The 20,426-nt window shown below is 69.1% G+C and carries 18 protein-coding genes; 12 read left to right on the forward strand and 6 right to left on the reverse strand.

The features are described from left to right. Positions 1-102 precede the first annotated feature (102 nt). The 7 genes from PMI12_RS16515 to PMI12_RS16545 all read left to right on the forward strand — a co-directional run bounded on the left by PMI12_RS16515 (position 103) and on the right by PMI12_RS16545 (position 8,192). Entirely contained in the window at positions 103-1,557 is a 1,455-nt protein-coding gene (locus PMI12_RS16515; RefSeq protein WP_007834649.1) for an FAD-dependent oxidoreductase, read from the forward strand. 78 nt (positions 1,558-1,635) lie between these two features. After that, on the forward strand, positions 1,636-2,478 hold the full coding sequence (locus tag PMI12_RS16520) for an IclR family transcriptional regulator (RefSeq protein WP_007834650.1): 843 nt from the start codon (positions 1,636-1,638) through the stop codon (positions 2,476-2,478). A 53-nt stretch (positions 2,479-2,531) separates the two neighbouring features. Further along, entirely contained in the window at positions 2,532-3,827 is a 1,296-nt protein-coding gene (locus PMI12_RS16525; protein ID WP_007834654.1) for an aconitase X, read from the forward strand. Further along, complete coding sequence (locus tag PMI12_RS16530) at positions 3,824-4,273, forward strand: aconitase X swivel domain-containing protein (protein ID WP_007834656.1); 450 nt, start codon at positions 3,824-3,826, stop codon at positions 4,271-4,273. The genes PMI12_RS16525 and PMI12_RS16530 overlap by 4 nt, the downstream gene beginning before the upstream one ends. Next, a complete protein-coding gene (gene ilvD, locus PMI12_RS16535; protein ID WP_007834658.1) occupies positions 4,270-5,970 on the forward strand; it encodes a dihydroxy-acid dehydratase in 1,701 nt (566 codons plus the stop codon). Before PMI12_RS16530 ends, ilvD begins: the two co-directional genes overlap by 4 nt. A gap of 120 nt (positions 5,971-6,090) precedes the next feature. Continuing rightward, on the forward strand, positions 6,091-7,218 hold the full coding sequence (locus tag PMI12_RS16540; RefSeq protein WP_007834664.1) for a porin: 1,128 nt from the start codon (positions 6,091-6,093) through the stop codon (positions 7,216-7,218). A gap of 11 nt (positions 7,219-7,229) precedes the next feature. Further along, positions 7,230-8,192: a Bug family tripartite tricarboxylate transporter substrate binding protein gene (locus PMI12_RS16545; RefSeq protein WP_007834665.1), complete on the forward strand. Its 963-nt coding sequence runs from the start codon at positions 7,230-7,232 to the stop codon at positions 8,190-8,192. Here PMI12_RS16545 and PMI12_RS16550 read toward each other — a convergent pair. Further along, positions 8,179-9,006 (reverse strand): aldo/keto reductase, encoded by an 828-nt coding sequence (locus PMI12_RS16550; RefSeq protein WP_007834666.1) that lies wholly within the window; start codon positions 9,004-9,006, stop codon positions 8,179-8,181. The genes PMI12_RS16545 and PMI12_RS16550 overlap by 14 nt on opposite strands. 194 nt (positions 9,007-9,200) lie before the next feature. After that, positions 9,201-10,331 carry an ABC transporter substrate-binding protein gene (locus PMI12_RS16555; RefSeq protein WP_007834667.1) on the reverse strand — a complete coding sequence of 377 codons (1,131 nt, stop codon included), beginning with the start codon at positions 10,329-10,331 and terminating at the stop codon, positions 9,201-9,203. A 116-nt stretch (positions 10,332-10,447) separates the two neighbouring features. Here PMI12_RS16555 and imuA point away from each other — a divergent pair, with 116 nt between their 5' ends. The 4 genes from imuA (at position 10,448) to PMI12_RS16575 (ending at position 16,930) form a co-directional block, all read left to right on the forward strand. Beyond that, positions 10,448-11,260, forward strand: coding sequence for a translesion DNA synthesis-associated protein ImuA (imuA, locus tag PMI12_RS16560; RefSeq protein ID WP_007834669.1), 813 nt, complete (start codon positions 10,448-10,450; stop codon positions 11,258-11,260). Then, positions 11,229-12,575 carry a Y-family DNA polymerase gene (locus PMI12_RS16565; protein ID WP_007834671.1) on the forward strand — a complete coding sequence of 449 codons (1,347 nt, stop codon included), beginning with the start codon at positions 11,229-11,231 and terminating at the stop codon, positions 12,573-12,575. Before imuA ends, PMI12_RS16565 begins: the two co-directional genes overlap by 32 nt. Next, positions 12,568-15,936 (forward strand): error-prone DNA polymerase, encoded by a 3,369-nt coding sequence (locus tag PMI12_RS16570; protein WP_007834672.1) that lies wholly within the window; start codon positions 12,568-12,570, stop codon positions 15,934-15,936. Before PMI12_RS16565 ends, PMI12_RS16570 begins: the two co-directional genes overlap by 8 nt. A gap of 73 nt (positions 15,937-16,009) precedes the next feature. After that, positions 16,010-16,930, forward strand: a complete 921-nt coding sequence (locus PMI12_RS16575; protein ID WP_007834674.1) for a hypothetical protein — start codon at positions 16,010-16,012, stop codon at positions 16,928-16,930. Positions 16,931-16,948: 18 nt separating this feature from the next. On the opposite strand, the gene thpR is transcribed toward PMI12_RS16575, so the two are convergent. From thpR to PMI12_RS16585, 3 genes are all read right to left on the reverse strand, one after another. Then, the gene (gene thpR / locus PMI12_RS16580; protein ID WP_007834677.1) at positions 16,949-17,464 is read right to left on the reverse strand and encodes an RNA 2',3'-cyclic phosphodiesterase; all 516 of its coding nucleotides are present in this window, start codon (positions 17,462-17,464) and stop codon (positions 16,949-16,951) included. Positions 17,465-17,476: 12 nt separating this feature from the next. Then, positions 17,477-17,680, reverse strand: a complete 204-nt coding sequence (locus PMI12_RS28240) for a hypothetical protein (protein ID WP_056592037.1) — start codon at positions 17,678-17,680, stop codon at positions 17,477-17,479. A 104-nt stretch (positions 17,681-17,784) separates the two neighbouring features. Next, on the reverse strand, positions 17,785-19,062 hold the full coding sequence (locus tag PMI12_RS16585; protein WP_007834678.1) for an SGNH/GDSL hydrolase family protein: 1,278 nt from the start codon (positions 19,060-19,062) through the stop codon (positions 17,785-17,787). Between the two features lie 107 nt (positions 19,063-19,169). Between PMI12_RS16585 and PMI12_RS16590 the strand changes: the two genes are divergently transcribed. Next, positions 19,170-20,162 (forward strand): LysR family transcriptional regulator, encoded by a 993-nt coding sequence (locus PMI12_RS16590; RefSeq protein WP_007834680.1) that lies wholly within the window; start codon positions 19,170-19,172, stop codon positions 20,160-20,162. Here the strand turns inward: PMI12_RS16590 and PMI12_RS16595 are convergent. Next, positions 20,138-20,422 (reverse strand): hypothetical protein, encoded by a 285-nt coding sequence (locus PMI12_RS16595; RefSeq protein ID WP_007834682.1) that lies wholly within the window; start codon positions 20,420-20,422, stop codon positions 20,138-20,140. The two genes, PMI12_RS16590 and PMI12_RS16595, sit on opposite strands and share 25 nt — an antisense overlap. Positions 20,423-20,426 lie beyond the last annotated feature (4 nt).

Consider the following 20,426-nt stretch of genomic DNA (forward strand, 5'->3'; position numbering starts at 1 on the left):
CCATATTAACTAGGGAATACCCCAAATTCATGCGCATTTAGTTTGACAAAATGGAAAGTGAAATCAAAATACGACGAAACAAGCCAAGCCGAGAACGCATTCATGAAAACTGTCGTCCGTACCGACGAGCGCATCCTGTCCTCCGACATCTTCGACCGTGACAGCCGCGTCAAGCGGCCTGACCACGGCAGCTGGGCCGAGCCCGGCAAGAGCATCCCGGTCTATCACCGCTGCGGCGTGCTGGTGGTGGGCGGCGGCCCCTCGGGCACCGCCGCCGCTGCCGCCGCTGCCCGTGCGGGCGCCGACGTGGCGCTGCTGGAGCGCTACAACCACCTGGGAGGCCTCTCGACCGGCGGCCTGGTCATCTGGATCGACCGCATGACCGACTGGGAAGGCAAGCTGGTGATCCGCGGCTTCGCCGAAGAGCTGTTCGACCGCCTGCCCGCCGACGCCATCGCCGGCCCGGCACGCGAGGACTGGGGCTCGCAGGACGCCGCCAAGGCCGCGCACTGGTCGCAGCGCACCGCGGCCTACCACGGCGTCGTCACCTGGTCGCCCACCATCGACCCCGAGCGGCTGAAGCTGCTCTCGCAGGAGATCGTGCTGGAGCGCAAGGTCAAGCTCATCTACCACTCGTGGGCGGCCATTCCCATCGTGCAGGACGGCGCGGTGAAGGGCGTGGTGTTCGAGAGCAAGGAGGGCCGCATGGCCATCATGGCCGACGTGGTGGTCGACGCCACCGGCGACGGCGACCTGTTCGCCCGCGCCGGCGCCGACTACGTGAACGACATCGAGGAGGCTGACGTGCATCACTGCATGAACACCTCCTGGCTGTTCGGCGGCGTGGACATGAATCGCTGGATCGAGTTCAAGGCCGGCCAGCCCGAAGCCTTCACCGCCTTCATGGCGGGCGGGCGCGAGCAGTGCGGCCTGTTCGAGCGGCCCTTCGTCTCGTGGCGCAACGACGTGGCGCTCTTCATGGGGCCGCGCCAGTCGGGCTACTCGGCGCTCGACGTGGACGACCTCACCGCCGTGGAGGTGCGTTCGCACCGCGCCATGGCCGCGCACCTGGACTACTTCCGCGCCCATGCGCCGGGCTTCGAGAACGCCTACCTGATGCTGAGTGCGCCGCAGATCGGCGTGCGCCACGCGCGGCGCCTCGTCGGCGTGGGCTCGGTGCTGCGCAGCCAGTGGCCCGACGGCGTGCCGCTGGCCGACGAGATCGGCGTGTCGCCCGCCGTCTCGCCCAAGTTCCCGAACATTTCCATCCCCTACGGCGCGCTGGTGCCCAGGCAGCTCGACGGCCTGCTGGCCTGCGGGCGCCACATCTCCTGCGACCGTAACTCGCACGGCTTCATGCGCGAGATCCCGCAGTGCTGGATCACAGGCCAGGCGGCGGGCGTGGCGGCGGCGCTGGCTTCGCGCGGCGACATCGCTCCGCGCTTCGTCGACGTGGGCGCGCTGCAGTCCGCGCTGCTGGAGCAGGGCGTGTACCTGCGCGCCGGTGCCGGGCAGGGCGACAACGCTTCGCTGGCCACGGCCGAGGCCGGCGCCTGACGCACATGCAAGGCCATGAACCCGGCAGCCCTGCATTCGCGAGCCTCTACATTGGAGAGTCTTGCGAAGGATTCCTCCATGTCCACTGAAAAAAACGACAACTCCCTGTCCGCCGCCGAGCCGGCCGACGCACGCGGCGAGCGCTCCGACACCGTGAGCGCGCTGGAGCGCGGCATCTCCGTGCTGCGCTGCTTCAGCGAAGACCGCCCGGTGCTCGGCCATGCCGACCTGGCGCGCATGACCGGCATTCCGCGCGCCACCGTCAACCGGCTGGTCGCCACGCTGCTCTCGCTGGGCATGCTCAAGCCCGCGCAGGCGGCGGACCGCTTCATGCTCGGGCCGGGCGTGGTGTCGCTGTCGCGCGTGTTCCTCGGCAGCCTCGACGTGCGCGCCGCCGCGCGGCCCAGCATGCAGGCGATGGCGGAAGAAGTCGGTGCCTCGGTCTACCTGGCCGTGCGCGACGGCATGGAGATGGTGCTGATCGAAGCCTGCCGCCCCCGCTCGTCGATGCTTTCGGCGCGGCTGGACGTGGGCTCACGTGCGCCGCTGGCCAACTCGGCGCTCGGCCGCTCGTACCTTTCGGCGTTGCCCGAGGCCCAGCGCAATCAGCTCATCGATTCGATGCGCCTGCTGCGCGGCCCCGAGTGGGACAGCATCGCGCCCGGCATGAACCGCGCCATCGGCGAGTCGAAGCGGCTGGGCTACTGCCTCTCGCTCGGCGAGTTCCACCGCGAGATCAACTCGGTGTCGGTGCCGCTCATCGGACCCGACGGCGAGGTGATGGCGCTCAACGGCGGCGGCGCCGCCTTCGTCTTCACCGAGGAGCGGCTGCGCAACGAACTCGCGCCGCGCCTGCACGACATCGCGCTGAGCATCGCGCGCGACATCGGCGGCCACGTACCCACACCCTCGCCGGGCTAGCAGTCCCGGCCGGGGTTCATTCCCCACGACACAGAAGAACGGAGACACAGGTCATGCACCTGAGCGATGAAGAAAAGGCCATGTACGACGGGCGCGACGGCCCGGCGGTGCAGAAGGCGATGGACCTGCTGGTGCGCTACGGCGAAGCCCTCGGGGCAGAGCGATTGGTCGAGACGCGCAACGTCTGCGCCACCATCACATCGACCACGCCCTTCCAGCGCGACTTCGCACTCGCCAAGGGCGGCGGCATGGACGCGGTGTTCTCCGAATTCAGCCTCGACAGCCAGGAGACGGTCGAGATCCCGAAGTTCAAGGTCTTCACCAGTCACCTGCAGCTGGGCTTCGACCCCGGCCAGCCCGAGCGCATGGGCGTGAGCGAGGAGATCGTGCGCTTCTACGAGAAGAGCGAGCGCCACGCAGCCGGCCTTGGCGCGCAGATCATGAACACCTGCACGCCCTACCAGGTCGGCAACATCCCGACGCGCGGCGAGCACTGCGCATGGATGGAGTCATCGGCGGTGGTGTATTGCAATTCGGTGCTGGGCGCGCGCACCAACACCGAAGGCCGCGAGAGCACCGGCGCCGCCATGCTCACCGGCCGTATTCCGTACTGGGGCTACCACCTCGACGAGAACCGCCGTGCCACTCACGTGGTCGAGCTCGACATCGAGGTCGAGTCGGTGCAGGACTGGGGCCTGCTCGGCTACTACATCGGCGAGCACGTGCAGGAGCGTGTGCCGGTGGTGCACAGCCGGCGCGGCATCTCGCGGGTGCCGAACCTGCCGAGGCTCAAGCACTTCGGCGCGGCGGCCTCCTCCTCGGGCGGCGTGGAGATGTATCACATCGCGGGCGTCACGCCCGAGGCGCTCACGCTCGAACAGGCACTGGGCGGGCGCCCTCCGGCGCAGGTGCTGCGCTACGGCGAGGCCGAGCGCCGCGCCACCTACGAGAAGATCAACACCACGGGCAAGGATGCCGAGGTGCAGTACGTGATGCTGGGCTGCCCGCACTACACCATCGAGCAGATCTGGGAAGCCGCGCAGCTCATCGAAGGGCGCAAGGTGCACCCCGGCTGCGAGCTGTGGATCTTCACGCCGCGCGCCATCAAGGCGCTGGCCGACCGCAACGGCTACACGAAGATCATCGAGGACGCGGGCGGCATCATCATGGGCGACAGCTGCTCCGCCATGAGCCGCGCCGTGCCCAAGGGCACGAAGACCGTGGCGCTCGACTCGGCCAAGCAGGCCCACTACCTGCCCGCCATCCTCGGCGTGCAGGCCTGGTTTGGCAGCACGGCCGAATGCATCGATGCTGCCTGCACGGGCCGCTGGAATGGAGCCTACGCATGAGCGCCGAAGTCATGAGCGAAGCAACCATCGTCATCCGCGGCCGCAAGGTGGTGGGAGGCGTGGCCGAAGGCGAGGCGCTGGTCACGCGCGACCGCATCTCGGGCTGGGGCGGCATCGATCCGCGCACCGGCACCGTCATCGAGACTCGGCACGAACTGCGCGGCCAGAGCTTTGCCGGCAAGGTGCTGGTGTTCCCGGGGGCCAAGGGCTCCTCGGGCTGGTCGGCTATGTTCCACATGACGCGGCTCATGAACTCGGCGCCTGCCGCGTTCCTGTTCAACGAGATGACGACCAAGATGGCGCTGGGCGCGGTGGTCACGCACGCGCCTTCGATGACCGACTTCGAGCGCGATCCGCTCGAATGCATCGAGACCGGCGACTGGGTGCGCGTGGACGCCGACCGCGGCGTGATCGAGATCACCAAGAAGAGGGGAACCCAGCCATGACCCGCCCCCTGCGCAGCAACTTCCCGCGCGGCTCCTACCTCTGGTCGGTGCGCAACGCGCACTGGCGCGCGCTCGGCATTCCGGAGGAGGACTGCGAGAAGCCCAAGATCGCCATCGTCAACAGCTCCTCCGAGCTGGCCGCCTGCTTCAGCCACCTCGACCGCGTCGCGGCCGAGATCAAGGCTGCCATCCGCGCGGCCGGGGCCGTGCCCTTCGAGATCCGCACGGCCGCGCCCAGCGACTTCATCACCGGCGCGGGCGCGCGCGGCGCCTACATGCTGGCGGCGCGCGACCTCGTCACCAACGACATCGAGGTGGCCGTCGAAGGCGCGCAGCTCGACGGCATGGTCTGCCTCACCTCCTGCGACAAGACCGTGCCGGGCCAGCTCATGGCGGCCGCGCGGCTGAACATACCGACGCTGCTCGTGCCCTGCGGCTACCAGCCCAGCGGCGAGTACAAGGGCCACCACATGGACATCGAGGAGGTGTTCATCGGCGCGATGCATGCGGTCACCGGCAACCTGCCTGTGGAAGAACTCGTGGGCATGAGCCGCGAGGCGATTCGCGGCCCCGGCGTGTGCTCGGGCCTGGGCACGGCGAACTCGATGCACATCGTCTGCGAGGCGCTCGGCATGGCGCTGCCCGGCAGCGCGCCGGTGGCTGCGCTGAGCCCGAAGATGATGGCCGACGTGCGCGCGGCCGGCACGCGCATCGTGCAGATGGTGTGGGACGACCTGAAGCCGCGCGACATCCTCACGCCCGGCGCCTTCGCCAACGCGGTGCGCGCGGTGCTGTCCATCGGCGGCTCGCTCAACACCGCCAAGCACCTGCAGGCGGTGGCGACAGAAGGCGAATGCGGCGTCGACGTGTACGGCATGTTCGAGCGCCTGGGCCCCGAGACGCCGGTGCTGGCCGGCGTGCGGCCCATCGGCGCGCATTCGATCGAAGCCTTCGAGGCGGCGGGCGGCTGCCGCGCGCTGATGAAGCAGCTCGAGCCGCTGCTGGACACCGGCGCGCGCACCGTCACCGGCGGCACGGTCGCCGACAACCTGCGCAATGCCGAAGTGGCCGACGCCGAGGTGATCCGCCCCATCGGTCGCCCGGTGGCGCCGCTCCCGGCCATCGTGCTGCTGCGCGGCAACCTTGCGCCCGAGTCGGGCCTCATCAAGACCGGCATCGCCGAGCGCAAGGTGCGGCGCTTCACCGGCCCGGCCGTGTGCTTCTGGACTTCGGACGCCGCCATCGCCGCGCTGAAGAAGGGCGAGATCGTGCCCGGCCAGGTCGTCGTGATGCGCGGCGCCGGTGCCTGCGGCGGCCCGGCCATGGGCGGCGGCGCGTCGCGCGTGGTCTTCGCCGTTGACGGCGCGGGGCTTGGCGACCAGGTGGCGCTGCTGACCGACGGCCATCTTTCGGGCCTGGTCTGCAAGGGGCTGGTGGTGGCCGAGGTGTCGCCCGAAGCGGCGCTCGGCGGACCGCTGGGGCTGGTGCGCGACGGCGACACCATCACCATCGACCTCGACGCGCGCCGGCTCGACATCGACCTGACCGACGCCGAACTGCAGGCGCGCCACGACGGCTGGCAGGCGCCGCCGCCGGCGCATGACACCGGCTGGCTGCAGCAGTACCGGCGCAACGTGGGGCCGCTCTCGAAGGGCGCCGTGCTCGTGCGCACCGAGCGGCCCGAGCCCTCGAGCTAGACCTTTTTCACCCCCCGGCCTTCGCCAACCGGTGCGCACACCCGAGCGCACCCGGTGGCGCAGCCCTGCGCGTGTTCCGAGTTTTTCAACCGAAGAGAAGAAGCAGGAGACAAGGAAACCATGAAGAGAATCTTGATGTGGTCGGCGCTGGGACTGGCCGGCACCGGCGTGGCGCACGCGCAGTCGAGCGTCACCGTGTTCGGCGTGATGGACCTCGGCATCCAGTACACGAACGGCGCCGGCGGCGGCTCGGTGAAGGCGCTGTCGAACGGCGGGCTCTCCACCAGCCGGCTCGGCTTTCGCGGCACCGAGGACCTGGGCGGCGGCCTGCGCGCGGGCTTCTGGCTCGAAGGCAGCCTGAACCCCGACACCGGCACCGGCCGCCCGAGCAACAGCAACAACCAGGCGAGCGGCGCGGGCACGGCGGGGCCGATCACCTTCGACCGCATGTCCTTCGTGAGCCTCTCGTCGGACACGCTGGGCGAGGTGCGGCTGGGCCACGACTTCATTCCCACGCACTACAACAGCATCTACTTCGACCCCTTCAACGCCAACGGCGTGGCGCGCGCGGGCAACCTGACCTTCGCGGCCGTGGGCACCGGGCCGCTGCCCACCACCATCACCGGCAGCAACACGGTGAGTTACTGGCTGCCGCCGAACCTCGGCGGCTTCTACGGCATGGCGATGGCAGGCATGGGCGAGAGCGACTCCACCGTGGTAAACCGCCACGACGGCAACTTCGCCGGCGCGCGCTTCGGCTTCGCATCGGGCGCCTTCGATGTGGCGGCGGCCGTCACCCGCTCGAAATTCAATGCCACCGCCACCGTCGGCAACTACACGCACGCCAACATCGGCGGCTCGTGGGACGCGGGCTTCGCCAAGTTCTTCGCGCTCTACAACAAGGTGACGGTGAAGCTGGCGGCCGGCACGGTGCGCAAGAACACGGCCGAGATCGGCGCGCACATCCCGGCCTTCGAGGTGGGGCGCATCCGCATCAGCTACGCCTACCTCGACGACCGCAGCGACGAGAGCCTGCGCAACGCCAACGGCATGCCGCGCAACCGCGACGACGCGCGGCAGTTCGGCATCGGCTACGTGCACAACCTCTCCAGGCGCACCGCGCTCTACGGCACCTACGCGCGGCTCATGAACAGCGGGCAGGCGCGCTACGTGGTCAGCGGCGGCGTGGCGCCCGGGGCCGGGCAGCGCTCGACCGGCTGGGAATTCGGTGTGCGCCATCTCTTCTGAAGGAGCCTCTCATGCGACGCAGAACCCTGACCCTGGCGGCCTTCGCCGCGACTGCCTTGCCCGGCACGGCCGCATGGAGCGCCGATGCCTTTCCCAACAAGCCGCTGAAGCTGATCGTGGGCTTCGCGGCCGGCGGCGGCGCCGACGTGCTTACGCGCATCATCGCGGAGGGGCTGGCCAAGCAACTCGGCCAGCAGGTGATCGTGGAGAACCGGCCCGGCGCCGACGGCGTGCTGGCCGCGCAGGCCACCTCGGCGGCCAGGCCCGACGGCTACACGCTGCTGATGGGCACCAACACCGCGATGGTGGCCGCGCCCACGCTGCGGCCGACGCCGCCCTACGACCCCTTCAAGGCCTTCACGCCGATCAGCTCGGCCGGGCAGTTCTCGATGTTCCTGGTGGTGCCGACCAGCCTGCCGGTGAAGAGCGTGAACGAGCTGCTCGCGCTGGTGGCCTCGAAACCCGGCGCGCTCAACTCGGCGTCGAGCAACAGCGCCTCGGAGCTCGCGATGCTGCAGCTGCTGGGCGACCGCAAGGTGGTCAATGCGCGCTACAAGGGCGACATGCAGGCCATGACCGACCTTCTGGGCGGGCAGATCCAGATGATGTTCACCACCGGCACGCTGGCGCCGGGCTTCGTGAAGGAAGGGCGCATCCGTGCGCTGGTGACGCTGCTGCCGCAGCGCAGCGCCCTGTTGCCCGACGTGCCCACGGGCGGCGAACTGGGGCTGGGCAAGCTCACCATCACGCCGTGGGCCGGTTTCTTCGGGCCGCCCGGGCTGCCGCAGGCGATCACCGACAGGCTCTCGCAGGAACTGCAGAACACGCTGAAGCGCCCCGAGGTGCACGCCCAACTGGTCCAGCAGGGCTTCGAGGGCTACGGCATGAGTCCCGCGAAGTTCGCCGAGTTCTTCCGCGCGCAGTACGACGCCTTCGGCGCCACGGTGCGCGAGCACAACGTCAAGTTCGAATAGAGGCGGCCTCGCGCTGCCAGAAGGCCGCGTCGGGAAAACTGCCCGTGCCGGCTGCCGCGTTGTCGGCCATGTGCTCGCGGCGGCTGGTGCCCGGTATGGCGCAGGTCACGGCCGGGTGGCTCAGCACGAACTTCAGCAGCACCTGCGCCCAGTTCGTGCAGCCGATCTCGCCGGCCCACGCGGGCAGCGGCTTGTCGCGCAGACGGCGCAGCAGGCCGCCACCGCCGAAAGGCATGTTGACGATCACCGCCACGCCGCGCTCGGCGGCCAGCGGCAGCAGGCGCTGCTCGGCCTCGCGCGCGTCGAGCGAGTAGTTGATCTGCAGGAAGTCGAGCTTCTCGGCCTTCAGCACCGCTTCGACCTCGCCGTAGGCCGAGGCGGTGTAGTGCGTGATGCCGATGTAGCGCACGCGGCCCTGTTCCTTCCAGCCGCGCAGCGTGGCGAGGTGCGTGCGCCAGTCGACGAGGTTGTGCACCTGCATCAGGTCCATGCGCAGCGTGCGCAGCCGCGCGAAGGACTGCTCCATCTGCGCGATGCCGGCCTCGCGGCCCGAGGTCCAGACCTTGGTGGCGAGAAAGACCTTGCCTTGCAGCTTCGACGCGGCCAGCAGTTCGCCGGTGCTTTCCTCGGAGCGGCCGTACATCGGCGAGCTGTCGATCACCGTGCCGCCGGCCGCGAACAGTGCGTCGAGCACGCCGGGCAGGCGCGCGTATTCCTCGCTGCCGGGGCGCTGGTCGAAGCCGATCCAGGTGCCGCAGCCGATCACGGGCAGGGCCTCCTGGGTGGAGGGGATGGGGCGGGTGTTCATCTTCATCGCAGGCCTGCCTTGTTGCTGGGCGAAGGAGGGGAGCGCGGCGCCAGCACAAAGTGCGACGCTCGCACGCAGCAGCCGGGCGCGCGTGAAAGCGGGGAGGTGGGGCTCGTTCGTGAAAGGCGTCGTCACGGACGAAATTCTGCGCCGACAGGTTTCGGCTTGGGACCTGTCGGGGCCAGCGGCAGGCAAGGCCCTCAGCGCAGGTAGCGCCCGTCGGCCTTCAGCATCGACAGCTCGGAGAAGGTGAGGCCGCGGTGCTCGCCGGGCCGGTACGACACCGCAATGCCGCCGATGTCGAGCGTCTTGAACGACTCGAGGCCCTTCTGCAGCGATTCCGGCGTCGGGTTCGCCCCGGCGCGTTTCAGTCCTTCGACCATGACCTTCGCCGCGACATAGCCCTCGAGGCTGGCATAGCCGAACTCGGTCGCGCCGATCTTCTTCATGGCCGCCTGGTACTCGGCAATCACCGGCATTGCGCTGTTCCACGGATAGGGCACGACCTGCGAGATGACCACCCCGGCAGCGTCCTTCTTGATGTCCTGGAACAGCTTCTGCCCGTTCAGGAAGGAGAACGAGTAGAAGGCCGTCTCGCCGCCCGTCGCGCGGTAGGCCGTAATGAACTTCGCCGCCACCTCGTTGGTGGCTGCCAGCACCACCGCCTTGGGCTTGAGCTTGGCCAGCTCGGCGGCGCGCTCGGCGGCGTCGGAGCCGTCGTTCTTGATCGCCACGCTGCCGGCCATCTTCTCGCCGCGCTCGGCAATGAACTTCTGCGTGCTTTCCAGCGCCGACCGTGCGCCCGGGTTGTCGTTGTGGGCGAAGGCGATGCGCGAGAGGCCGATCGTGTAGAGGTGGTTCACGATGCGGCTGTATTCCTCGTCGAAGCTGATGCGCACCGGGAAGCCGTATTCGGTGGGCTTCACCACCGGGCCAGAACCCGAGTAGGGCCCGACGATGGGAACCTTGAGTTCGTTGGCCGCCTTGATCGCGCCGATCGACGACGAAGTGCCGATGGGCATCAGCACGCCGATGGCGCCGTCCTTCACGAAGGTCTTGACGTTCTCGGCGCCCTTGGCGGGGTCGTAGGCGTCGTCGAGCTGGCGCAGCTCGACCGGCCGGCCGTTGATGCCGCCGTTCGCGTTCACCGCGGCGAACATGGCACGGATGCCGAGCAGGGGCTCGGGCGACAGGGACGCCAGCGGCCCCGTCTGCACGTAGGTCTGGCCGATCAGGAGCGGCTTGGTCTGCGCCTGCACCGCAGACGGAAGCCCCAGGACAGTGGAGAGAGCGACGAAGGCCGAAGCCAGCAGATGAATCTTTTTGTGCATGTTGGTAACTTAGTGTTAGCGACCCCATCTTAAGGCGATGGCCCTGCGAGGTAAATCGGGTCTTTGGTTGCGGCCTGGAGAGTACTGTATAAAAATACAGTTAACAGTCTTCACCCATGGGCCTCCCTTTCCTCGACTCCTTTTCCGCTGCCGCGGGCCGCGGCGTCTGGCATGCCGACGAACTCGGCCTGGCCGACGCGCAGGTCACCGCCACCGGCCACGCCGCGCTCGATGCGCAGCTGCCGGGCGGCGGCTGGCCGGTGGGCGCGATGACGGAACTGCTGCAGGGCGCACCCGAGGCCCATGTCTGGCGGCTGCTGCTGCCCGCGCTGGCGCAGGCGGTGCAGGCGCGCGGCGGGCCGGTGGTGCTGGTCGGCGCGCCTTATGAACCCTGCGGGCCGTCGCTCGCGGCGCAGGGGCTGCCGGTGGAAGCGCTGATGTGGGTCAGGAGCGAGGCTCCGGCCGCGCGGCTGTGGGCCTGCGAGCAGGCGCTGCGCTGCGCGGACATCGCCGCCGTCGTGGCCTGGCTGCCGCAGGCGCGGGTGGGCGAATTGCGGCGGTTGCAGCTGGCGGCCGCGCAGCACGAGGTGCTGCTGTTCGTGTGCCGGCCCGAATCGGCCGCGCGGTCGGCCTCGCCGGCGCGGCTGCGCATCCGCGCCGGGCGCTGCGAATCGGATGCGTCGCAGATCGAGCTGCACATCCTCAAGCGCCGCGGCCCGCCGCTGGCCGCGCCGGTGATGCTGCCGGCGCGCAACGAACGCATGGCCGCGCTGCTGGCCGCCGCCCGGCTGCGGCGCAAGTTGCGGTTGCAGCAGTCGGGCACGGTGCCGGCCGGCGAGACGGCAGCGTCTTCGGCGACCGTGGTGCGCATCGACGCGTGGAAAGGAGGAGGCCCGGATGCACTGGATCGCCTTGCAGTGGTTGCCTGACGCCGACACGCCCGACGCTCCCACGCTGCCCACGCCCGAATCGCTGGGCTGGTGGGCGCTGCAGTACACCCCGCACGTCGCCTGGCAGGACGAAGCGCTGATGCTTGAAGTCTCCGCCTGCGAGCGCCTGTGGGGCGGGCGGCTGCAGCTGATGCGCCAGTTGCTGGCCGCCAACCCCGCGCCCGATGTGCGCATGCTGGGCGCGCAGGGCGCCACGAGCCTGATCGCGCTGGCGCGGCTGCGCCTGTTCGAGCGCGACGAGAACAGGCCCCAGGACATTCCGGCCGGCCTGCCGCTCGACACCCTGAGCGCCGCGCGTGAGCACCTCGACCTGCTCGCGCGCCTGGGCTGCCGCACCTGGGGCGATGTGGCGGCACTGCCGCGCGGCGGCCTCACGCGGCGCTTCGGCACTGGCTTGCGCGAGGCGCTCGACGCCGCCTGGGGCCTGCGCCCCGAAAGCCATGCCTGGCTCACGCTGCCCGACGTGTTCGAGCAGAAGCTCGAGCTGCCCGCGCTGGCCGAGACTGCGCCCGAACTCATGTGGTCGGCCAACCGGCTGCTGTCGGCCCTGCAGATCTGGCTGCGCGCCCGCCAGCGCGGTGCGCGCGCGCTCGAGCTGCAGTGGACGCTCGACCTCAAGCGCTTCAACGGCGTGAACCTGCCGCCGCACCAGCAGGTCACCGTGCGCACGGCCGAGCCCACGCAGGACATGGCGCACCTGCGCCGCCTGCTGTCGGAAAAGCTCGCCCTCACCACGCTGGCCGCGCCCGCGAGCTGGCTCAGGCTGCGCACGCTCGAAACCGATCCGTGGGCCGGCGCCAGCACCAGCTTCCTGCCGGAGGACAACCGCAAGGGCGACAGGCTGCACGAGATGGTCGAGCGGCTCAGCGTGCGGCTCGGAGCGCAGCAGGTGATAGTGCCGGCGGCGCAGGCCGATCACCGGCCCGAGCGCAAGCAGGCATGGCGCCCCGCGCTGCAGAAGGAGAACGCGCCCGCCAAGGCCCGCAAGGACGAAAAACCCGCAGCCTCGCAGCCCGATGCCATCTATCCGCCGTGGCTGTTGCCCGAGCCGCTGCTGCTCGAGATGGACGGCGAGCGCCCGTGCTACCGCGGTCCGCTGAGCAGGCTGATCGGGCCGCAGCGTGTCGAGGCCGGCTGGTGGGGCGACAAGGAAGACGGCGGCCAGCCCGCCATGCGCGACTACTACGTCGCCGAAAGCCCCGAAGCCGGCCTGGTGTGGATCTTCCGCGAGCGGCCCTCCGCCCGTTTTTCGTCCGGCGAGGTGCGCTGGTACCTGCAGGGGTTCTATGCCTGACCTGAGCGGCAAGCAACTGCGTGGACGCAACTCGGCGAAGGTGCATGCGCTGCCCTTGCCGCTGCGCGGGAAGCCCACATTCACGCTGCCCGACTACGCCGAGCTGCATTGCCTCACCCACTTCAGCTTCCAGCGCGGCGCCTCGACGCCGGAGGAAATGGTGGAGCGCGCCTACCAGCTCGGCTACACGGCCTTGGCCATCACCGACGAATGCTCGGTGGCGGGCATCGTGCGCGCGCATGTGGCCCTGCGCGACCTGCCTGCGAAGCTGGACGAGTACGAGCGCGAACATCCCGATGAGCCGCCGATTCCGCGCAATCCCGGTTTCCGCCTGCTGTTCGGCAGCGAGTTCCAGTTCGAGCGCTTCAGGCTCGTGGTGATCGCGAACGGCACCGAAGGCTGGGGCAATCTCTGCGAGTTCATCACCGCCGCGCGCAACACCGAACTGCCCAAGGGCGAGTACCGCGTGAGCTGGGAAGGCAGCGACGTGGCCTCGCTGCGGGACTGCCAGGTTCTTTTCGTACCGCAGCGCAACCCCGGCGGCGCGATGGAAACGGCGACGCTGCACGAAGACCTGTCGGCCGCCAGGGCGCTGTATGGCGCGAATCTCTGGCTGGCCGTGGAGCTGTTCAACGAACTCGACGACGACCTCTGGTTCGTCACGCTGATGCAGGCGGGCGAAGAGGCCGGCGTGCCGCTGGTGGCGGCCGGCGACGTGCACATGCATGCGCGTTCGTGCAAGCCGCTGCACGACGTGCTGACGGCCGTGCGCGAAGGCCGGACCGTGGCCGAATGCGGCTTTGCGCTGCAGCCGAATGCCGAACGGCACCTGCGCCCGCGCATGCGGCTGGCCGATCTCTACCTGCCGCTGATGCTGGCGAACACGCTGGTGGTGGCCGGTCGGTGCAGCTTCGATCCCGAGGTGATCCGCGAAAACTACAAGTACCCGCTGGAAAGCGTGGGCAGCCATGAAACACCGGCGCAGACGCTGGTGCGAAAGACGTGGGAGGGCGCGCAGGTCCGCTATCCCCAGGGCGTTCCCGACGTGGTGCGGGCGCAGGTGCAGAAAGAGCTCGACCTGATCCTCGAACTCGAATACGAGATGTTCTTCCTCACCGTGGAAGACATCGTGCGCTTCGCGCGCTCGGAGCACATCCTCTGTCAGGGGCGCGGGTCGTCGGCCAATTCCGCAGTCTGCTATTGCCTGGGCATCACCGCGATCAACCCCGAGAAGGGCCACCTGCTGTTCGAGCGCTTCCTGAGTCGCCACCGCCGCGAGCCGCCCGACATCGACGTCGACTTCGAGCACCAGCGGCGCGAAGAGGTCATCCAGTACATCTACAGGAAGTACGGTCGCGAGCGCGCCGCCATCGCGGCCGTCGTCATCTGCTACCGCTCGCGCAGCGCGTTGCGCGATGTGGGCAAGGCCATCGGCATCGACGAGCGGCTGATCGACGAGTTCGCGAAAGACCACTACTGGTTCGACGACACCGTGCTCGGCGAGCAGCTGCGCCAGGCGGCCGCACGCGTGGGCGTGGAGGAAGACGAACTCAAGCTGGTGCAATGGATCGAGATGACGCAGCGGCTCAAGGGCTTTCCGCGCCATCTGAGCCAGCACGTGGGCGGCTTCGTGCTCACGCATACGAAGCTCACGCGGCTGGTGCCGGTCGAGAAGGCCTCGATGAAAGACCGCTCCGTCATCCAGTGGGAGAAGGACGACCTCGAAGCCATGGGCATGCTCAAGGTCGACGTGCTCGCGCTCGGCATGCTCAGCGCGATCCGCAGGGGACTCGACCACATGAACCGCTGGCGCAACTCGGCGATCGAGATGCATCACATCCCCAACGACGACCAGAATGTGTTCGACATGATCTGCGATGCCGACACCATCGGCGTGTTCCAGATCGAGAGCCGGGCGCAGATGTCGATGCTGCCGCGCCTGAAGCCGCGCACTTATGAAGATCTCGTGATCGAGGTCGCCATCGTGCGGCCGGGGCCGATACAGGGCGGCATGGTGCATCCGTATCTCAAGCAGCGGGAGCGGAAGCGCAACGAGCTGCCCATCCACTACGAGAAAGAAGAGCTTCGCCCCGCGCTGGAGCGCACGCTGGGCATCCCGATCTTCCAGGAGCAGGTGATGCAGATCGCGATGATCGCGGCCAAGTTCACTGCCGACGAGGCCGATCAATTGCGCCGCGCCATGGCCGCGTGGAAGCGCAAGGGCGGCCTGGGCAAGTTTCACGACAAGCTCGTGGATGGCATGGTCGATAACGGCTACAAGGCCAGCTTCGCCGAAGCCATCTTCAAGCAGGTCATGGGCTTCGGCGACTACGGTTTCCCCGAAAGCCACGCCGCCAGCTTCGCGCTGCTGGTCACGATCAGCAGCTGGCTCAAGAACTACGAGCCGGCCTGCTTCCTCGCGGCATTGCTCGATTCGCAGCCGATGGGCTTCTACAGCCCCTCGCAGCTCGTGCAGGACGCGCGGCGCCATGGCGTGGAAGTGCGTCCGGTCGACGTCACGAAGAGCGAGATGGACACCACGCTCGAAGCCCGCGCGCTCGATGCGCCGCGCATGCCGACGGGCACCGATGCGCGCTACGCCGATCGCCTGGGCAACGAGAACCAGCCCGCGGTGCGGCTCGGCCTGAAACGGATCTCGAGCCTCAGCGAGCAGGGCGCCAAGCGACTGCTCGAGGCGCGTGCGCAGGCGCCTTTCACCAGCACCGAAGACCTTGCCCTGCGCGCTGAACTCGATGGCAAGGACATGGCCGCGCTGGCCGCGGCCGATGCACTGATGTCGCTCTCGGGCCATCGGCGCCAGCAGGTGTGGGACGCCACCGCCACCCGTGGCATGGGGAGCCGCGCCCCGGCCCTGCTCAAGGGCGTGCCGATCCACGAACAGGCGCTGCTGCTGCCGGCCGCGCCGGAGGGCGAGGAGATCGTCGGCGACTATGCGGCGCTCGGCCTCACGCTGCGCCGCCATCCGCTCGCGCTGCTGCGCCCGCGCCTCGCGCGCTTGAAGCTCATGAGCGCGGAGCAACTGCGCGCGCAGCCCAGCGGCCAGACCGTGCGCGCCTGCGGCATCGTCAAGGGGCGCCAGCGGCCCGGAACCGCCAACGGCACCATCTTCGTCACGCTGGAGGACGAGACCGGCAACGTCAACGTGATCGTCTGGAGCCATGTCATCGAGGTCTGGCGCGAGCCGCTGCTGAAGTCGCACCTGCTCGCGGTGCAGGGCACATGGCAGCGCGACGACGACAGCGGCGGCAAGGTGCAGCACCTGATCGCCACCGGCTTCAGGGACCTGACGCCGCTCATGGGCCGGCTCGCGCAGAGCAACACCAGCCGCGACTTCCATTGACGGGCAAGGGCGAATGCAACCGATCGTTCCATGCCTCGCGCCCCCCTCGACTTTTCGCTAACCTGTTTCTCCCATGTCCGCACTCGCTCTTGACTCCGCCGTCGACACGCCGATCGGTCCGCCGCCGCCCGCGCCCGACGTGCCCATACCCATGCCGCCGCCACCGCCGCCCGGACTTCCGCCCGAGGGCGATCCGCCACCCGTGGAGCCGCCGTTCACCGATCCCGGTTTTCCGCCACCCGTGGTGGAGCCTCCACCGCCCATACAGAGAACCGGCGAGGTGCCGTTCGGAAAATTGCATGCGCGGCGGCTGCGCGAGATCTACCGATCCGCGGGGTGGCCCTGCTGCGATGCCATCGAGGTCGAACTGCTGGCGGGCGGTTATCTGGAGCGCGTGCGCACGCCGCACGGCCACGAGACGCTGCGCGTGACCGACGCCGGCATTGCGCGCATCGCCACCACGCTCACCATCAACCGCGCGGCGCTGTCGCCGCACGAGGCATTGGTCGAACGCGTGGCGCGCGAGATGACGCGCGGCGGCCGCATCGCGTGGCGCGGCCTCGGCCTACGGGCTCGCCTGCCGCCGCTGGAAGAGGGCGGCAAGCCGCGCTGGTGCGTTGCGCGGCCCGATGTGTTCTCGATCCGCAATACCAGCGTCGAGGCCTATGCGCACCCCATCGTGCACGAGGTGAAGGTGAGCCGCGCCGACCTGCTGGGCGACCTGCGCAAGCCCGACAAGCGCGCGGCCTACCTCGACCTGGGCGGCGAGTGCTGGTACGTGCTGGGCAACGACGCGAAAGGCCGCTGCATCGCCACGCCGGAGGAGGTGCCGGCCGAGTGCGGCGTGATGGTGCTCGAGGGCGATCGCCTCGTGGTGGCACGCGCGGCCGTGCATCGCGCGTTCGATCGCATTCCGTTTGCGGTGTGGCTTGCGCTGGCCAAGGCGCAGCCGGTCGAGGGCTTCGAGGACGACGCGCAGGACATGCTGATCTGAGCCGTTTCCTTGCGCAGTTCAGTGCAGGGGATAGGAGTCCAGCAGCTCGTGGCGGAACGGGGACGTGAAATGCGAGCGCACCAGGCGGAATTCGGTCGCCGTCCAGCGGATCGGGGCCCGCAATGTGGGCCCTGCGGCATGCTCCGAGTGCCGTGCGATCGTGATGTGCGGTGTCCACACGTGAACCAGAAGGGGAAAGCCGGCCCGCAGCAGCACGTGGGTGATGTCGCGCTGAAGGCGTCGCAATCCTTCGTGCTCGGACAGCTGCATCACCGAGACATTGTTCGACCAGGTGCATGAGCGGTCGAGCGTGAGCTCCAGCGGCTGCATCGACACTTCGGCGAGCGCGGCACGCAGCCGTTGCTCGGCGTCTTCCTGTTGGTCGTCGAGGTACTGAAGCGTCAGGTGCAGGCGTTCCTGGGGCGGAAAGGAGCAGCCGCGGGGCCACAACCAGTCCTTGCGGTGAGTCTCGATGTCGACCTGGACTTCCCTGGTGGGAAAAAGCCCGATGAGAAGCTGTCTGCGAGCAGCCATTGCGCACCTCCATCAGGATTCGGATGGCCACCAATTCTCGGCCGTCGTGCGGATCACGCGCGCCGCCTGGACGCGAATGTCGTCCCTGTCGCGGGCTACCTTGAAGGGCCAGGTCGAAATCCGGCCAGTGCGAGAGCGGGAGCGGGCCTGCAACGGATGCAGCCGGGAGAAAAAAAGAACCTGCGCAGAGGGCGCAGGCGGATTGGCGGTGGTCATGGTCGTCGCCTTGAAGTTGTTCTCGGAGACGACGAATTCTAGGGAAATACTGTGTTTGTGTACAGTATGTTTCCGGGCTCGCAAGCCCTGAGGAAGGCTGCTCTCTAAGGCTGGACGGGTGCGCCGAGCAGGGCGTCCAGGTCGATGGCCGCCGCCATCGCCTTGTAGCCGGCATCACCCGGATGCAGGTGGTCGCCCGAGTCCATTGCCGCCTTCAACCGCGAGGGGCGGGCCGGGTCGCGCAGCAGCGCATCGAAGTCGGCTACCGCGTCGAACACCTTGCTCTCGCGAATCCAGCGGTTCACGGCCTGGCGCACCTTGTCCTTGTCGGGCGAGTAGTGGCCTTCGAGCGGCGTGCCTTCCAGCGCGCGCTCGGTCGGCGCGATGGTGCCGGCCATGATGCGCACGTTGTGAGCATGGGCCATCTCGGCCAGTTGCCGCAGGCCCTGGATGACGGCTTGCGCGCTCATCGCGGGCTCGTCCGGTGCGAAGGGGCCGCCGGGCCAGCCGATGTCGTTGGTGCCCAGCAGCACGACCATGGCGCGCACGCCGGGCTGGCTGAACACGTCGCGGCCCGCGCGCTCCAGGCCGGCACGGCCCATGCCGTCCTTCAGCAGGCGGCCGCCGGAGATACCGGCGTTCAGCACCGCGACGTTGCGGCCCGCCAGCCGCTCGGCCAGCGCGTCGGGCCAGCGGGTGTTGGCGCCGGGCGTGGAGCCGTTGCCGTCGGTCAGCGAATCGCCGAGGGTGACGACGGTGATGGGTGGCTGCTGCGTCTCGACCATGAGGCCGCTCACGTAGACGCGGGTGCTCCACGCGGTGGCCGTGGCAGGCAGGCGCTGCGCCGCGCTAAGGTCGCCGTCGGCCACGTAGGCTGTCTGGCGCGCATCGAAATGAAAGCCCGCGGGCTGGCTGGGCTGCGGCAGGTAGAGCGACACGGCCACCTCGGCGAGTGCAGGCAGGGCAATGTCCACCGGGTCGCTGACCAGCCGCGCGCCGGGCGGGATGGTGACTTCGGTCTGCCCGCCGAAGCGCAGCGGCCGGTCGCTGCCTTCGACGACCGCCGAGCCCTCGGCATGCCGCGCCAAGCGCGCCGCGCCGATGTGCAGCGGTGTGGTGCCGCCTTCGTTGCTGATCGCCACGCGCAGCCGCGAGCCACCGATGCTCAGCCGCGCCACCTGCCGCACGGTCTGCCGGTTGAACTGGAACGGCAGGCCGGTGGGCAGCACGAAGTCGCCGCTCCAGATCGGCTGCGTGCTGGACATCCAGCTGGGGCTCCAGTGCGCGGCGGCCGGTTCGGCCACCGAGCCGGCAGCGAGGCCGGCCAGGGTGAGTGCGAGGGCGCCGTGGCGCAGGATCGATGCGAATTTCGGGGTTGTCATGGGAGTCCTTCGATGAGCGGTGAAGCCAGGACTCGACTTTCTTTCATGCGCATCCGGATGGGTAGACGGCAGAATGGCATGCAGACCATTCCATATTCGAATACACCATGGACACCCTGCGCGCCCTCGAAGCCTTCGTGCACAGCGTGGAGCTGGGCAGCCTGTCGGGCGCGGCCCGCGCGCTCGGCACCACGCAGCCGACCGTCAGCAAGCTGGTCGCGGGACTGGAGCGCTCGCTCGGGGTGCGCCTGCTGCGGCGCACGGCGGCCGGCCTGAGCCTGACGGAGGAGGGGCAGCGCTTTCACGAGCGCGCACGGCGCATGCTGGAGGACTACGGCGACGCGGTGTCCGATGCACGCGAAGGCATCCAGCAGCCGCGCGGCCCGCTGCGCATGAGCGCGCCGGTGACGATGGGGCAGCGGCATCTCAATGCAATGGCGCTGGAGTTCCTGGGCCTGTATCCGGACATCGAACTGGAGCTGGTGCTCGACGACCGCTTCGTCGATCCGCTGGAGGAGCGCATCGACGTGTCGCTGCGCGTCGGCGGCGCCTTGCCGCCCGACCTCGTTGCCCGCCACCTGGGCACGTGGCCGCGCGTGCTGGTCGCCTCGCCCGAGTACATCGCGGCGCGCGGCAGGCCGCGCAAGCCGCAGGACCTGCTGGCGCACGACTACCTGCGCTATGCGTCAGGCGACGACGGCGTGCTGCTGCAAGGCCCTGAAGGCTCCGTCACGGTGCCGGTGCGCAGCCGCTACCGTGTGAACAACGCGGTGGCTTTGCTCGACAGCGTGCTCGGCGGCGCAGGCATTTCGCTGCAGCCCACCTGGATGGTGGCCGACCTGCTCGCGCAAGGCCGGCTGGTGCGCGTGCTGGGCCGGCACACCGGGCCGCCGCAGGAGGCGCACCTGCTGTATGCCCCGCGTCGCCAACTGCCGCTGCGGGTGCGCGTGCTGGTGGACTTTCTGTCGGAGCGGGTGGCGAAGCTGCCGGGCGCCTCCCGCGCGGCTGTTTCGTCTGCTGGGTTCAGTGGCAGCCGCAGGCCGGCTCCCGAGCCGTTGCAAAAGAAGACGGCAGGTCAGTCGAGGCGGATCTCGAAGTAGGCCTCGTCGGCTTCGCCCAGCGCACGGAAGCCCGCGGTCTTCGCGGCTTCGTAGGCCTTGGCCCAGGTGGCGGCCAGTGCGAGTTCGTCCTTGGTGAGTTCGTCGGCGCTGGACTCGCTGGCGTTCTCGAATGCCTTCAGCGCAGGTTCGACGCCGTCGCCCAGCAGCTTGTCGAGTTCACGGCGAAAGCGCGACTCCGCGGTAGCGATGACGTCGGCCGGGGCGTCGGGAAAGTCGACCAGTTTCACGGTGTAGCTCATGGCC

It is taken from the genome of Variovorax sp. CF313 (assembly GCF_000282635.1).
In the GTDB taxonomy this organism is placed as follows: domain Bacteria; phylum Pseudomonadota; class Gammaproteobacteria; order Burkholderiales; family Burkholderiaceae_C; genus Variovorax.

Coding starts and splice junctions, on each gene's coding strand:
- PMI12_RS16515 (WP_007834649.1), top strand. CDS start 103: ATGAAAACTGTCGTCCGTACCGACGAGCGCATCCTGTCCTCCGACATC.
- PMI12_RS16520 (WP_007834650.1), top strand. CDS start 1,636: ATGTCCACTGAAAAAAACGACAACTCCCTGTCCGCCGCCGAGCCGGCC.
- PMI12_RS16525 (WP_007834654.1), top strand. CDS start 2,532: ATGCACCTGAGCGATGAAGAAAAGGCCATGTACGACGGGCGCGACGGC.
- PMI12_RS16530 (WP_007834656.1), top strand. CDS start 3,824: ATGAGCGCCGAAGTCATGAGCGAAGCAACCATCGTCATCCGCGGCCGC.
- ilvD (WP_007834658.1), top strand. CDS start 4,270: ATGACCCGCCCCCTGCGCAGCAACTTCCCGCGCGGCTCCTACCTCTGG.
- PMI12_RS16540 (WP_007834664.1), top strand. CDS start 6,091: ATGAAGAGAATCTTGATGTGGTCGGCGCTGGGACTGGCCGGCACCGGC.
- PMI12_RS16545 (WP_007834665.1), top strand. CDS start 7,230: ATGCGACGCAGAACCCTGACCCTGGCGGCCTTCGCCGCGACTGCCTTG.
- PMI12_RS16550 (WP_007834666.1), bottom strand. CDS start 9,006: ATGAAGATGAACACCCGCCCCATCCCCTCCACCCAGGAGGCCCTGCCC.
- PMI12_RS16555 (WP_007834667.1), bottom strand. CDS start 10,331: ATGCACAAAAAGATTCATCTGCTGGCTTCGGCCTTCGTCGCTCTCTCC.
- imuA (WP_007834669.1), top strand. CDS start 10,448: ATGGGCCTCCCTTTCCTCGACTCCTTTTCCGCTGCCGCGGGCCGCGGC.
- PMI12_RS16565 (WP_007834671.1), top strand. CDS start 11,229: ATGCACTGGATCGCCTTGCAGTGGTTGCCTGACGCCGACACGCCCGAC.
- PMI12_RS16570 (WP_007834672.1), top strand. CDS start 12,568: ATGCCTGACCTGAGCGGCAAGCAACTGCGTGGACGCAACTCGGCGAAG.
- PMI12_RS16575 (WP_007834674.1), top strand. CDS start 16,010: ATGTCCGCACTCGCTCTTGACTCCGCCGTCGACACGCCGATCGGTCCG.
- thpR (WP_007834677.1), bottom strand. CDS start 17,464: ATGGCTGCTCGCAGACAGCTTCTCATCGGGCTTTTTCCCACCAGGGAA.
- PMI12_RS28240 (WP_056592037.1), bottom strand. CDS start 17,680: ATGACCACCGCCAATCCGCCTGCGCCCTCTGCGCAGGTTCTTTTTTTC.
- PMI12_RS16585 (WP_007834678.1), bottom strand. CDS start 19,062: ATGACAACCCCGAAATTCGCATCGATCCTGCGCCACGGCGCCCTCGCA.
- PMI12_RS16590 (WP_007834680.1), top strand. CDS start 19,170: ATGGACACCCTGCGCGCCCTCGAAGCCTTCGTGCACAGCGTGGAGCTG.
- PMI12_RS16595 (WP_007834682.1), bottom strand. CDS start 20,422: ATGAGCTACACCGTGAAACTGGTCGACTTTCCCGACGCCCCGGCCGAC.